Annotated in this window: 10 protein-coding genes; 3 read left to right on the top strand and 7 right to left on the bottom strand. The window is 41.8% G+C overall.

The features are described 5' to 3' along the window. Positions 1-5: 5 nt before the first annotated feature. The 4 genes from QOL76_RS07790 to QOL76_RS07775 are packed head-to-tail and all read right to left on the bottom strand — an operon-like array spanning position 6 to position 6093. The gene (locus QOL76_RS07790; protein ID WP_219956993.1) at positions 6-3170 is read right to left on the bottom strand and encodes an AAA family ATPase; all 3165 of its coding nucleotides are present in this window, start codon (positions 3168-3170) and stop codon (positions 6-8) included. Further along, entirely contained in the window at positions 3160-3717 is a 558-nt protein-coding gene (locus QOL76_RS07785; RefSeq protein WP_219956994.1) for an ABC-three component system middle component 1, read from the bottom strand. Before QOL76_RS07785 ends, QOL76_RS07790 begins: the two co-directional genes overlap by 11 nt. Then, positions 3695-5032, bottom strand: a complete 1338-nt coding sequence (locus QOL76_RS07780) for an ABC-three component system protein (RefSeq protein WP_219956995.1) — start codon at positions 5030-5032, stop codon at positions 3695-3697. Before QOL76_RS07780 ends, QOL76_RS07785 begins: the two co-directional genes overlap by 23 nt. Further along, positions 5029-6093, bottom strand: a complete 1065-nt coding sequence (locus tag QOL76_RS07775) for a ComEC/Rec2 family competence protein (protein WP_219956996.1) — start codon at positions 6091-6093, stop codon at positions 5029-5031. The genes QOL76_RS07780 and QOL76_RS07775 overlap by 4 nt, the downstream gene beginning before the upstream one ends. A gap of 395 nt (positions 6094-6488) precedes the next feature. Between QOL76_RS07775 and QOL76_RS07770 the strand changes: the two genes are divergently transcribed. Further along, positions 6489-6689, top strand: a complete 201-nt coding sequence (locus QOL76_RS07770; RefSeq protein ID WP_219956997.1) for a hypothetical protein — start codon at positions 6489-6491, stop codon at positions 6687-6689. Between the two features lie 38 nt (positions 6690-6727). Here QOL76_RS07770 and QOL76_RS07765 read toward each other — a convergent pair whose 3' ends face one another. Both QOL76_RS07765 and QOL76_RS07760 read right to left on the bottom strand, forming a co-directional pair. Then, positions 6728-6955 carry a hypothetical protein gene (locus QOL76_RS07765; protein ID WP_219956998.1) on the bottom strand — a complete coding sequence of 76 codons (228 nt, stop codon included), beginning with the start codon at positions 6953-6955 and terminating at the stop codon, positions 6728-6730. A gap of 453 nt (positions 6956-7408) precedes the next feature. Next, positions 7409-8314, bottom strand: coding sequence for an ArdC family protein (locus QOL76_RS07760; RefSeq protein WP_283412420.1), 906 nt, complete (start codon positions 8312-8314; stop codon positions 7409-7411). Positions 8315-9354: 1040 nt separating this feature from the next. On the opposite strand from QOL76_RS07760, the gene QOL76_RS07755 reads away from it, so the two are divergent. Together QOL76_RS07755 and QOL76_RS07750 are read left to right on the top strand one after the other, a co-directional pair. Beyond that, a complete protein-coding gene (locus tag QOL76_RS07755; protein ID WP_283412419.1) occupies positions 9355-11460 on the top strand; it encodes an ATP-dependent nuclease in 2106 nt (701 codons plus the stop codon). Then, entirely contained in the window at positions 11451-13196 is a 1746-nt protein-coding gene (locus tag QOL76_RS07750) for a UvrD-helicase domain-containing protein (protein WP_283412418.1), read from the top strand. Before QOL76_RS07755 ends, QOL76_RS07750 begins: the two co-directional genes overlap by 10 nt. A gap of 344 nt (positions 13197-13540) precedes the next feature. Here QOL76_RS07750 and QOL76_RS07745 read toward each other — a convergent pair whose 3' ends face one another. Further along, complete coding sequence (locus tag QOL76_RS07745; protein ID WP_283412417.1) at positions 13541-14542, bottom strand: hypothetical protein; 1002 nt, start codon at positions 14540-14542, stop codon at positions 13541-13543. Between the last annotated feature and the right edge of the window lie 307 nt (positions 14543-14849).

The raw sequence follows: 14849 nt of genomic DNA, 5'->3' as shown, positions 1-14849 counted from the left end.
TTTTTCTAATAAATTTCATCTCGTTTCACCTTACCGAAGGTTTCTAGTTCTATGAATTTGGAATCAAAGAGATTTGTCGGTATTTTTTTCTGCAATAGATTATGGAAATTCTCATCGTGTGTTGACAGAATGATTTGTTTTTTATTATTGTGAACCAGGCTTCGGAGCAAATCGATTGTAGATAAAATATTAATGCTGTCCATGCTCTGGATGGGATCATCGATAAAAATACAGTCCACGTACTTGCCACTCTTATCGGTTACGTTTAGCGCTTTGGCTAAAAATATGCTCAGGCTGAGAATATTCAACTGGGCGGTACTGAAATAGAGGTTCGGGATGAGCATTTCTTCTCCGGTATCTCCAACTACGCAAACATTGAGCTTGGGCTTATCGTCCTTAAAATCACACAGGAAGCGGATTTTGCGGTAAGTTGGATGCGGATCGATCTTTTCGTACAGGTCGTTGATCAGGTCCTGGTAGAAGAATGAACTGATCTCTTTGTCCAGGTGTGTTGCTACTTTATTCTTTTCGGTGTTTAGCCTTTTTCTGACGGTATCTTTCAGAAATCCGAGCTGTTCCCTGAGATCCCGCTCTTCCCGTACGGACATCTGATATTTCAAATATGGCAATACTGCTTTGAGCTGCTCTTTTAGCACCTGGAGATCTAGCTGTGTCCTTTGGTCTTTTTCTATATCGCTTTTCAGGCGTCTGTCGAATTCCAGAAGAAAATCTTTTGCAGTATTTGGTTCATCTGGAAAGTAACTGAATTCCCTAATTAGGAAGGATTCGAAGGAACTAATGGCTTCTTCTGCCTGGTTTAAAGATTTTCTTGCCTGTCGCACCTGTGCGTCCACGTCTTCCCGGTTCATGCCAATGATGGGTGCAGAGGTTTCTGCTACCATTAGAGCTTTTTCTGCTCGCTGTTTTTCCAGATCATCTTTTGCATGGTCGAGTTTTGTTGAAAAGGCTTCTAACTCTTCCGGGTCTGGAGTTCCTAGCTCTAGGTTTTTTAAGGAATATTCCAGTACACGGAGATAGTCCTGCCGCTCGGCCAATTCTTCCTGGCGGCTTACAAAGAGCTCGATCTGTTTTTTTGTGGTTTCGAATTTTTCTCTGGCCAGGTCTGCCTTGGCTTTAGCCTCAATCGTATTTTCCTTGGCTGTTGTCAGTTCTTTTTCCTGTTGTCCGATTTGGCGATCTAATTCGGACAGGTAGTCAGTGTATGTGTTATTGTTTAAAAGTCCTTTAAAATCAAGCTTGGTCTGGTTGATCTCCGCAAGAGCTCTATCGATAGTTTCCAAGTCTCTTTTCATCGAAGACTCTTCGGCAAGCTGTTTTTTCAGTTTATCGTCAAAGCCGTCCAATTCATTCCTGAAATCAGCTTCCATTTCTTGACGCAGCTGATTGATCGTTTCGAGCGTCTGGTTTTGCTGCTGCTGAAGAATGGTACGCTGTTCCAGCATTATCTGGAGGTCTTTAGCTAGCAGTGTATTTCCGGCAATGTTGCTGGCTAGATCAGAATAAGTTTTGAAATCATGGTTGCACAACGGGCATTCGCTGGTCTGGGTTCTGTTAACGATCTGTGATCCCAAGGCTACCAGTCTTTCAATTTCACTGTTGAATTCTTCCCTGCTTTGGATCTGCGTGTCCAGGTTGATGAGTTGTGCGCGGATTTGATCGTCTCGTTTCTGCTCTTGTTCGGCTTTTTCAATACGTTCTACAAAACTGGCGTATTGTTGATCCGCGGTATTTGGGTATTTTCCGATGGAAAGGCCGGTTAAATTATCCTCGACACGTTTAATGTGTTGCTGCGTGGTAACGATTTTTTGACCGATCTCCGTTAACTTGTCCTGCTCATTGCTTTTTTGGTTGAACAGCTTAGTTTCCTCTGACTGATCCTGTTTTACTTTTTGCTCGATAGACTGGGCATCTTTTTTTCGGTTCAGAGTCGCGGAAATCTGGTTCAGTTTATTGTTTTCCGCTTCTGCAGCCTTTAGGATTGCATTATTCGCTTCAGCAAGCGAAGCCTCAGCCTTATCACGTTGATCCGCTGCATTTCGGGCATTGGTTTTTTCTGCATCAATTTCTTTTTGGGTCTGGACGTATCCAGGAAAAATGCGCTGGATTTCCTTTACTTCTGCCTGGCTCTTCTGGATTTCTGCCACCTGATCAAGCAGGACGTTCAGCTCGTCATTCAATTTGCTCAAGTCGTCGAGACTATTCAGGCGGGATTTGTAGGTTTCGTATAGTTTTCGTACTTCCGGCATTCTTGCCTGCTGGGCCTCGTATTGGTTCAGGCCTAATACCTCTTCGTTACCTTGAAAAGCAAGTTTTATCACATTCAGGACGCCGTTATTTTTGTTGAGCTGGAAGACTAGGGCGTGCTGTAATTCGATCAACTGGCTATCATAGTGCACAAAATCTTTATCGCTAAAGTCAGAATCGATCAGCGTTAGCTCACTATAAATGCTTCTAAGGCCGGTGATTTTATCGTTGACCTTTTTCAGGATTTCATGGTCGCCGTTGAACTGGATTTCTTTTTGGACACCTTTAAGATCTGTGGTTAACTGCTTGATCTTCGCATCTGTGGTTTTGATCAGGCTGACTATCGAAGTATAGTACTTATCGAGCTGCTGGTTGCCAAAATAGCTAATAAAGGTTTTGTAACGTTCTGCTGCATCATCTTCTTTTAAAAATGCATCAATCCATTCCTGGGAAAGGATAACTTTCTGGAAAAAATCGTTTTCTGTTTCCTTGCTGTCGAACTTATAATCGACCATACCACTCCGGGGTATGGGGATGTTGCGGACGGTTGGTTTATCAGAATTTGTGGTAAAGAGCTTTACATATCCTTGGGTGGCATCGTCGGCATTGTGGTTGCGCAGAATCTGGTACTTGCTTTTGTGCTCAGGGCTACCTTCCTCGCTGTTAATGTTTTTTTGAGACTTGCTGCTTTCCTGGTTGAATTTCTGCTTTCTCAGGAAACGGTGGATATTGCTGGTATATCCCCATTCTACCGCGTCGTAAAAAGAGGTCTTACCGAATCCGTTTGGAGCATAGATTGAAATGAAGTCCGCATTGCGCTGGTTATTCAGCTGAAAATCAAATGTACCGTCTTCGGCTTTATCATAAGCACGGAAGGCCTGTATCTCGACTTTTTTAAATTTCATCCTTAAAGCTCCTTTCTATTTTTTTTAGCAGGTCATCATAATCAATCGCTTTTTTCTTTTTATCATCAACGTCAGCGAGAATCTTGTTAAGCACTGCAGTGATTGCCTGATCCTGTACAAATGGACTCGGCGCCGGCTGCGGGGTATTGATGGTGAGGCTGGAATTAGTGATATGGTTAGAAATAATTTCCTCCATTTTTCCGCGATCAAGCGCTTCATTAAATTCTTCTATCACGATCTTCCTGCTGGAGATCGGATCATTTTCTATCCGGTATTTTAATCCTTTCTCCATCTTTTGCTTGCTCAGGTAAAAAAGATAAAGGTTCCAGCGCTCAAAATCGGTTTCGATTTTGGTCTGGTAATATAATGCGACAGCATTGGAAATTTCTTCCCATAGCAGCTGGATCAGTTCGTCCAATTCAAACCGGACGAATACCGTTGTTACCCATCCACCATATTCAATCCGGTGGAATTCAACTGTTGCCCCTGGGAAAAGGTCTTTTAATATCTCTATCGCTTTATTTCTAAGGATTAAATACTGCTCCATATTCTAGTTTTAATTTATCTAGGTATTCCTGGTCGGTTTCCAGCGCACTGTACTCGTCATGTTTTCTACTGATGGATTTTCCTTTGAAATAATCCATGTGTACGAACTTGTAGTGATCGAAGGGAAAGATCTTTCCATCGTTAATCTTTAGTTTGTGTCTTTCTCTTGTTTTTCTAGCGCTGGCGATCAGGGGAATGTTACCATCAATAATATACTGATCATCTCTTGCTGGCGGTTTACGGGTAGAAATTACTACCGTTCCCTCATCTGCGAGCCCCAGATAGTCGGAATAGGCGATATTGGAGAGTTCGCTGCTCCAGTCTTTATCCGAATCGGAGTGTAACAGGCGGACGGTATTGAACAAGTCTTCCAGATCCTTCTCCGCTATTATCCTGTCTTGAATGATTTGCATGACTGTTATGAATTCCAGCCAGATTTTCCAGATTTCCTTGCCCTGAAGGATTTCTTCTTTTTGCTCTGCTATCAGCAGCCGTTTTGCAAATTGTTTTTTGATTATGTGTGGCGCTGCCCCGCTTTGGGTAACTGATCTCGCCTTATCTAGCAGAAAAGCTTTTATGCCCGCGATATTGTTTTGCGAAAACCCGGCATCCAGATCGAAAGCCTCGTCCATCAGGAAGGAGAAACAGCTTAGGTGTGCTGGTAACAGCTGGCAAAGTGTATCAGGATTTTGATCAATGATTTCATCAAAGGATGTTAGGGGGAAAAATTCTGCTCTGCCCATGTTTTCTCCAAATGCCCTGGCCATATTGGTTTCAATGCCTGCAATCATTACGTTATTTTGGTGAAGAATAAGTACGGGACCACCGGACTGTCCAGTCACTTCCTCCTGATTGGCGTTCCCTGCTAACGTAAATTCTCTGGCGTTGTCATTGTGGCCCATGATCTGCGTAATTGCATCTGAACGGAACCAAAGACTTTTGTTGGCTAAATTCGCTTGTCTTCTGGTGGCGGGGTATCCTAATAAAGCATAACCTGCGTTCATTTGTTCATTAAGTTCGTCGCTACGGTAAATTGAGCTGACTCCTTGAATGCGAGGTACGGTGATGATGGCGATATCCAGCTGGGGATGGGGAAAATAGTTTTGACCGAGCGCCAGAGTCTGGAAAGGTATTTCTCTTGCTGTCCAGCTCGCACCGTTTTGTTCAAACCGGGTGAGCATGTTCAGCTGATCGCCCTCATCTAACAGATTGTGCTTTGCGGTAAGGATATAGCTATAGCCGATATCCATTGGCTGAAAGATGCACCCACTGCCGTTATTGACGATCACCACATATGGTCTAAGCTGATCACTCATATATTGATGTCGTTTGCGTCAAAAAACTGGAATTTATTATAATCTATCCTGTCCTGTGGATTAAAAATTAGACCGGTCAGCTCAGGATAATTGAAATATATCCTGGATTCCGGGTTATTCTCGATGATCCTCGCCAATAGCACTTTGTCCGGATGACCGTGGCTAAGGCCATGGGCACTGATCACGTACCTATCGGTAGCAATTGCTCTGAGGAGTTCTGAACTCGTGTTCGCTTTACTTCCGTGATGTGAGATCTTGACAAATTTTACCGGTAGGGGATTACTTTTGTTGTATCCCAGTTCATTCAGCTGTTTGAGCACAACACCGGGATGACTGTCCCCTAAAAAGAGATATTTGTCCTGATTTTTGTACGTCAGAATAAATGCGATGGAGCTCCCATTGGCGACACGGTCATCTTCTTCAAAAGTGTCTTTTGCAAGGCATTCTTTTAGAGTCTCTGAGTAGCCTGCATATTTGGCTGAGGTATTGTAATTGGGATCTTCTTTCTTCCAGAGTGTTAACAATTTGGTCATTTTATCTATGTCAGGTGAGAGAAACTCAAATTTGAGCTCACCTAATTCTATACTCTTGCCTCCAAAAATTACAATTCCATCGATCAGGTTATTTTCCTCTAGCCATTTGTTGAAGGTTGCTCCCTGGGGAATACTGGTTTTATAATCCGCTTTGATGTGTAACGAGATCTCAAGCTCAGGATTTTCCGCCATCGCCAAGTGCGCCGCGATGATCTTGCCAGAGTTGAACCAGACCTTACCAATAACTTCGTGAGCACGGGAATCGTCTTGGATCCAGGAGAGAATTCCATCGATGTGGTCATCATCCACGTGAGTCAATATCAAAAGGTCGATTTTTAAATCTTGACATCGCAGCTCCTGAACCAATAAATGAAGTTCACCGTATTCTGGCTTGCCTTTTTTGCCTTTGCGTAAATAGGTTTGCGATGGCCCCCCGTCAATTAAAATGTTTCTACGGACACCGTCCTTATCTCTATAAGAGATTAGAATAGCGTCCCCGTTAAATGCTTTGAGAAATTTTACGTTCAATTTTGTGAAATATTTTTGATACTAACTCCAAATTAACAAAGGTTCCAAATGTGGCCAGTCACATTCTAAATCCTAAGTTAACGATATGTTTGAAAAACATTTTAATGTAAAAGTAAATCAGTTTTTTATATCAATAAATGAATGATAAAAGGACGAATGTGAATAATGTCTCAATAAAACACTGGTTCAGTCAGCCTTGCTAATTCAATTAAAACTAAATCCCACCATTTTAAGACTTCGAAAAGAATCCTGATTATTAAATAATTAGACCTCTGTTTCAATAAAAAAATCAAAATATCTTTATACTTTTATATAAATATACATTTACATTTTTAAATGCAACAACTTTGAATTAGGATCGTAAATTCTTATAATGAAATCTTGAATGCTTGACTATGTGGAATACAATTAAATTTTTAGGAACCATTTTCATCAGCTTCATTGCAATGATTGGAGCATTGGGAGCAGAAAATCCTTTTCCGCTTTTTGCGGTGGCCTGGGGGATTTGGATACTCTATATCGTAAGTCTACGGACAAAAAGAAAAAAGGAATTAGACAGAGAGCGACTAATACGGGAAATATTGGACAAGCTTTAAAATTTTCCCTAATTTCAAATAGGCATCCCCCTCTCTCTTTATTCCCTAAAGCACGCTGCTAGCTTGATTGCGTCTCCATCGTCAAGTGATGAAATCGCTAACAAACACAATTCCTTTAGGCGGCGTCCAGCTGCAAGTCGCTCATAGGGTAATTTCAAATTAGTAGCACAAATTCTCCGAATGTTCAAACGGATATGCTCTTCCAAGATTACCAATTCCTCCCGGAGACGCTCTTCTTCAAATGTTAATTTTCTTGACAAATTCATGTCAATATTTTAAACGCTCGAAATCACTATTGCAAGAATTACTCCCTTTTAAAAAATGACAAGGTTTTCAAAGTTTATGGAATGGGGATTTCTAACCAAAACTTATAGCCTGTTAGTTTTCTAGATTCCACATCCATCTTTTGGCAGCTAGTTTCCAATCTCCAATTCGATCTCCGAACTGCGAACTCCAATAAGTTGATCGGTGAAAATAAAAGAAAACTTCCCCTTCTTCTTTTACGAATCTGTGGATTAAGAAATATAGCCTGACTTGATTTAGAGTAGGTATCCAGCAACCTGATTTTTTTTGTTTTTTTGCTCCATTACTCATGGTCTTTCTGTTTTAGTGGAGCAATAAACTTCCTATAAGAATTTTTCTATTTCTCAGAAGTACCACCGGAGGTGGTTGAAATTTTAGGTGGCGCGTCAAAGGAAAAAATGAGTAAAAAAGGGGGATTACTCCTCCCCCTCCTGGTCAATTCCAAGGATGTAATTGGCTGCTTGATGTGCCTTTTGCGCAGCATAGATCAGCATTTTTGGATCTTCCTGTAGTGGCTTAAACCATCCCTTCAGATAGGCCAAGGAGTTTTTGAAATTGGCATCCTTGATTCCGGCAAGTGCATTCAAAAAACTGGCTCCCATTTCGGCAATCAATTCCTCTTTTGAATATTCCACAGAACCAAAACCAACTAAAGCTGGTCTTTCTGCAAATCTTCCTAATCTGATCGAATGGCCTGTGCTATGGATCATTTCATGAAATAGGACTGAATAATATTGCTCGTCTCCTTTGAAGGATTCCTTTTCTGGCATATTGATAAAATCTCTGGAAGGGCTATAAAATGCCTCGTCTCCTTCATGAACAATATTTGGACAGGTGGTATAGCCTGAAATGATGGATTCGCAAGTTTCGATTGGGGAAAAAATCCTTTCCTCGGCACCTTCAATGGAAAAGTCGATTCCTTCTATTTGATCTATGTTGAAAACCGTCCAGATAAAGGGGGTAAACTTCCTCCCAAAAAGGTCCTCGTTTTCCCCTTCTTCGTTGGTAACCTTTCCTTTAACAAATTTGGAAATCTTCCAGAATACGACCTTAGAACCTTTTTCATCTTTCTTGACATTTCCGCCAAGGTGTTTTGCCTGATTGTAGGTCAAGAAATAGGGACTTTTGAATTTTTTGGAGATAGTTACCCAAGCAAGCCAAAGTGCATTAAAGCCCAAATAAGGGCGGTTTGAAGCATAATTCTTCGGAGAGTTTTTAGGACTCCATACTTGTTCCCAAGTAAGATTTTCATTTTGGATACCTTCGATGATTTCGTTGGTAACGGTTTCCGCTAATTGGTTGAAATTTTCCCAAGTCTTCATGGTTGCAGAGTTTTAGAGTGTGACAGAAAAGGATTGATAAAGAGATTATTTAGTTGTTCATCAGTCACATAAAGCCCGGTTATTTCCAAGGATATTAGGAAGATCGACCCGACACTAGACCCAAGATTTTTCCCGAGTACAAGGGGTAATTTTTTGGAAGTGAAGGGCGATATGTGGGCGTGAAGTGACATTTTTTTTTATCCACTGGTATTGAGGTTCTGACCGACATGCAACCCATAGAGTGTGGTTCTGCATAGGGCAAAAGCCTAGAATAAAAAACTGGGAGGAAGTCCGTAGGAGACCCTGTTTTTTAGATCAGGGCGGAGCGTACTTTTGACTAGTGCAGGACTCACACTCAACCTTTGCATCGTCGTGTCACACACCTAAGACCGGGGGATTTAGAAGGAAAAAAATGGAACGGAGCGCTCACCGACAGAAACGGACAAAAATCCCTATGTACTCGGAAGAAAAATCGGAAAAGGCTTGCCCCCTTAAAGGATGCTCGGGCTACGGCTTCATGAAACGGCCTTCCAGAGTCCCAGGCTTGCCGGGATTTGGTATAAGGCTAAGTGAAGTGAAGCGGTAGCCGTGGGGAGTGAAAGCCCTTTCCTGGAGTGGAGAGAAAAGAGCTGTCATTTGAAAAATGGTGCGAATGAATCGAAACGGAAGGAGTGGGCGAAACGGGGGAAAAGTGCTTATGGATCTGAAAAACAAATACACCTTTATTCTTTTATATAAATGTATCTTTACGCGTCACCTAAAAACTATTTTCTTTCTTTTGCTGATTCAACTTCCTTGTATATAAATTTGCTAAAGCACAAAAGAAATTGAATTACAGGCTCACCATAAAAGTCTTCTGGTCGCAGCAGCAAGTTCAAGGCACCCATATATAGCTTGCCGGTTATTATCAATTGGACTGCTTTTGTAAGTGCTTTATATTTTTATAAATTCGGCTAATCCTGCACAGTATTTCATGTAATTGTTTAGTGGAATGTACTGCAAGTTTTGAACTTGTTTAGAAGAATAAATTTTAGCGCCTCATGTACATCTCCAAAATTATTATCGAAGGGTTTAGAAATTTCCCGAAAAACACCATTGAATTTAATGAAGGTGTCAATGTCATCATCGGTCACAACAATGCTGGAAAAACCAGCCTTCTTCGTGCTATAGGATTGATAATCGACCAGAATGCAAATCGAAGACTGGAAATTGATGATTTTTCGAAGTCTGCAACTCTAGCAGAACTTCTTGCTTCACCACCTGCTATTTCAATCAGTATGTTTATTAACCAGTCGGATGGAGAAGACCTCACGGGAGATGACCTGGTAACCGTTGCTGATTGGCTCGTACAACTTCAGGAACCATATCAGGCACGATTAACTTATAGCTTTTTCCTACCTTCAGAGCACCACGCTGAATATGGAATGGCGCTCTTAGCCTGTGCTGATAAATCACAGGCCTGGCAGACGATCAAACATCAGTTCCTGCGCTTTTACGTGAGCAAAATATATGGTGGTGATCCTTCACTTGCACTATCTGCGGATAGCCTCAATTTGCAAAAGTTCGATTTCCAGTTTCTGAATGCCATTCGCGATGTTGAAAGGGATATGTTTACTGGCAAAAATACAATGCTAAGAGATGTGCTGGATTTTTTCATTGATTATGAGATCAAATCTGCTGACGAAGCAGTAAAGAATTCGGCGGCAAAGCAGACTGAAATTAAACTGCTGAAAACGGATTTCAGCATTAAGTCTAATGCACTGATCAACGAGCTTCAGGCACGTATGAAAGCAGGAAAAGAGCACATTCTTTCCTATGCAACACAAACAGGCGCTACCTTCAATAATGCTGAGCCGGATTTTGACGGCAGCATTTCAGAGGTAGAATTGTATTCAGCGCTGAAACTTATCATAGGATATACCGCGCTTGACATCAAGATCCCTGCTACACATAACGGACTTGGATATAATAATTTAATTTTCATGTCTCTGTTGCTGGCGAAAATGCAGGTTAACGCCGATGGCAATTATCTGGGGAGCAATGCCAAGATATTTCCGGTGCTTGCAATCGAAGAACCCGAAGCCCATCTGCACCCTTCGATGCAATATAAATTCCTGAAGTTCCTCAAGGACAACAAAAATCAGCGTAAGGTTCGCCAGATCTTCGTAACCACACATTCTACTCAAATCACTTCTGCAGTCTCTCTGGATGAAATTATTTGCCTGCACAATGAGCAGGGAGTGATCAGTGTGGGTTATCCCGGAAAATCATTTCCTAATACCGAACGCGGCAAAACAGCTAAAGCCTATGTTCAGCGGTTTTTAGATGCGACCAGATCAGACATGCTGTTTGCTCAGCGGATCATCATGGTAGAGGGTTTGGCGGAGGAGCTATTGCTACCGACACTGGCAAGGTGTCATGGAAAGAATCTGGAGGACCATCATATCGCAATCATACCAGTTGGTGGCCGTTACTTCGACTATTTCCTTTACATGTTTGATTCTACACAGCCACATACCATACACAAAATGGTTGCCTGTTTGAAAGATCGTGATCCGGAAAGAAAAAAAATTACGGGACGATCATTTATTGCCTGCTATCCTTATGATCACGGTCATGATCCCTCTAATTATACTTACCAGGATAACATCACGGGAAAGAAAACTACTTATGCAAGCCATGCGAACATTCGCTTTTTTGGTCAGGACCATGACAAAGGGAAAACCTTTGAATATGAGCTTTGCCTTGAAAATATGGATAATGACATATTGCTCACAGAGTTCATTCAGAACCGGGAGGAATTGCAGGAGCTACTGAACTTGTATCAAACAGGAAGGTCTGTCGATGATATGATCGCTGAAATGCGAACCAGCAGTCCGAATACGGAAATTGGCATTTCCATCAAGGCACTAACGTCTGCCGGTTGGAATGATTCAGATAAGAAAAAGGCAATTGTGGCCTCCAGATACCTTAATTCAGTTGGTAAGGGTGAAAATGCCCTTGAACTGGCCAATGTGCTGGAGCTTAACCGAACATTGCCAACTGCAGTTCCAACCGGAACTACGGGAGGAACACCGATTAGCTTGCAAAAGACCTTTAACGTTCCACAATACATCAAGGATTCACTAGATTGGATATGCCGGTAACAACGATCAGCTCAGATGATCCGATCCAGATCGAGCAGCACTTTAAGGTGACAGCAGGGCCTGGCTCAGGTAAGACCCATTGGCTGGTTAACCACATTGACCATATACTGAAGGATTCCAAACGCCTTGGATCGTATAGAAAAATCGCTTGTATCACTTATACCAATATTGCGGTAGATACCATTACCAAGCGGCTGAATGCGACAGCAGATCGGGTTGAGGTATCTACTATTCACGGATTCATTTACCGTAATATTTTGAAACCATATCTCTCATTTATCTCAAAGGAATTTGGTTTTGATGTAGGCAAAATGGATGGACACGACGATCATTTTGTTTCTCGCGGGAAGTTGAAAGAATGGATTGATTCACATCCAAATCTGGGCCAGTTGAGACATCCCTTCACACGCGATCAGTTGCTAAAGTTGCCTGCCAATCTGGAATCTTTGAAAAGTTGGATACAGTCCATTCATTACACTCTTAATGGCACCGACGTGGAAATTGCAGTTGACAACAAAAAATCGTTCAATGCCACTGCGAGTTCGGGTATTAATAGGGTAACTATGGATAAACTATCTGCTGACCTGATGGGCTATAAGCGGCTTTTTTGGGAGAAGGGACGTTTACATCATGATGATGTTTTATTTTTTGGGTACAAATTACTGGCCAGGTACCCGTTTATTCTTAAAGTGTTACGGGCGAAGTTTCCTTATTTTGTTATCGACGAATTCCAGGACACAAGCCCTATACAAACCGCTATCATCAAACTTCTTGCAGCTGAACAAACCGTAGTTGGCGTGATTGGTGACAAAGCGCAATCCATCTTTAGTTTTCAGGGTGCTTCTCCGGCTGATTTCGCCGGGTTTGCGCTGCCAGGACAAAGCAATTATGAAATCAATGACAACCGCAGGTCTACTAATCTCATTGTAGATGTGCTCAACAATGTTCGTACGGATATCCGTCAAAGCCCATCAAGAGCCATTCCCGGTGACCGGCCAGCCATTCTTGTAGGTAGCAGACAGAATGCCTTTGCGCATGTGAAAACCCAATGCGGAGACGAGACAATCATTACCCTTTCCCGTGATAACGTGATGGCCCGGTCAATGATGAAGGAATACAATTCGGCGATTCCTTCCAGCAACTTACTTGCTGACCTGTTTGATAAGGATAGTTCTAAACGTGCACCAATTATCGTCCGGTGCATGAAAGCTGTAGACTTAGGACTGCAGAACCGTTTTAAGGAAGCAATCCGGGAAATGGAGCGAGTGGTGATTGCTCCTTCCAGAGCGCTGAGGAGGAAAAAAGCCTTTCAGAATCTTTCCTATTTGCTATCCCAGTATGAAGCATTTACGAATGCGCCTTTATATGATTTCTATACGCTTGTAAAGACACACATCGATCCGGGCATAACAAAGCTCGCTTCTGGTGGTATCAAAATTTTTTATGACAGCGTAACATTTGCCCAGGTAGCTCTTTTTATAGATACAAACGTCGAGAATCCCGAAAGCAGAACCATACATGCCGCTAAGGGCGATGAATTTGATAATGTCCTCGTTGTTTTTGCTAAAGATAGGGAGATGAGCTGCTTGATTGCTCCAGATCTTTCGCAAGAAGAGCAACGTGTCAGGTATGTTGCATTCAGTAGGGCAAAGTCACGTCTTTTTATAAGTATAGAAAACCTAGATCATGCCGCTATGCAAAAGCTTATCCCTTTATTTGATATCATCAATGTTTAATCTCGCTTATACTTTTGTAATTTCAATATACCCACCAGGGCATTTCGGAGAAAAAAAAGGAACGGATCGACCACCTCCGGAACGGATTAAAATCCCATTGCCGACAGTAGGAAAATCGAAAAATGGCTTGTCCCCTAGAAGGAGGAATGGGCTACGGCTTCACGGAACGGCCTTCCCGAGTCCCAGGCTTGCCGGGTCTTGGGATAAGGGTAAGTGAAATGAAGCGGTAGCCGTGGGGAGTGAAAGCCCTTTCCTGGAGTGAAGAGAAAAGAGCTGCCATTTGAAAAATGGCGCGAATGAATCGGAACGAAAGGAGTGGGCGAAACGGGGGTGATATAAAAAATCTAACTCAGTTTCTTAATTTCATCCGTGATTATGCAAATAAGACCAATCAATTCGAGAACATCTTTTTCTTTGATACTGATCCTTTGACCAACCTTACAGTTATTGTCACCTGATTTTTCCAGATATTTTTGGTCAACAATTCCTTCCGTATGCGCTAGCAAGTGTCTTCGTTGAAATAGAGCAACCAGCCTTGAAAATTCCGCATTACTGAGCCAATCGGTGTACGTTGAACCAAATGATTCCTTCCATAGATCGCCACCAATTTCAAGATTTTGGAAGGCATTCATTTTAAATTTCTTGTCTGGAGCTTTTTCAGAAAAAATCATCTCACAATACCTTTGGAAGGCAGTTACGCAATCCAATAATCCTTTTTCAATTAGTGATTGACACGTATTTTGAACGGCGTCTTTTCCGAATTCTTGAAGTTTGATTCGCATATCAGGTAAGTTTTTTATGCTTTCTCTGATTTTATTGATAGAAAGCTCAAAAGTTTTCTGAGCTGAATTATGTCCGCAACAGGGGCAGAAAAATGCACTGCCGATAAATGCATACTCCGTATCGCATTGCTCACACTGAACGTGAAGACGCATTTCCTGTGCAGCAGGAATTGGCATAATTTGAGATCTCCCCGCTGTTCCCTTTACAGAAAGAGACATCGTAATAAACCCTTTTTTGGGCTGTCTGGCATTGAAGTCATTTGCACCATCCCTCAGGGCTTGCCCAATTCTTCCTTGGATGTGGTTGATCGCTTGTTTTTTTGAATCTTCGACTTGCTCAGTAGTGTACCAATTTTCTGGCTCATCCTCGTGCCGACAATAAGGGCAGAAAGCAACGTCATTGCGTTCAACTTTCGTCCAGTCTTTTGACTTGATTTTAAACTGGAAGAGGCACTCTTCACTGGGACATTCTTTATCTATATACCCGTCGGCATCGGTTTCTAAAGGAATGGATATTTTCATCCTTTCCATTTTTTCAATCTCCTTTATCAATTTTTCAAACATAGTATTTGCTTCTTTTTCAGAAAGTTAATTGTCTTCAAAACAAACAAATTGCTTTTGAAACGAAGAATATTGTAACCGACATTAATTGTCAGAGAAAATTAGTTTCTCCAGTTGTACTTAGGGAGAAAGACCTCAATTACCTATATTGGAGCAAGGTTAGGCCAATGGACTTTTTAGTGAGCCAGAAAGTTGCCAAGAATAAATCCATTTGGCTGACGATTTAGGGTAATCTTGGATTAAAAAGACCTAAATCAAGCCTTCTTAACCATTAATCATTTGGAATTTTTCCGCTACTTGGTAGAAAGGA

The sequence above is a fragment of the Algoriphagus winogradskyi genome, from assembly GCF_900182815.1.
Taxonomy (GTDB): domain Bacteria; phylum Bacteroidota; class Bacteroidia; order Cytophagales; family Cyclobacteriaceae; genus Algoriphagus; species Algoriphagus winogradskyi.
The sequence above is the reverse complement of the archived record's forward strand: the minus strand, read 5'-3'. Positions and strand labels throughout refer to the sequence as shown.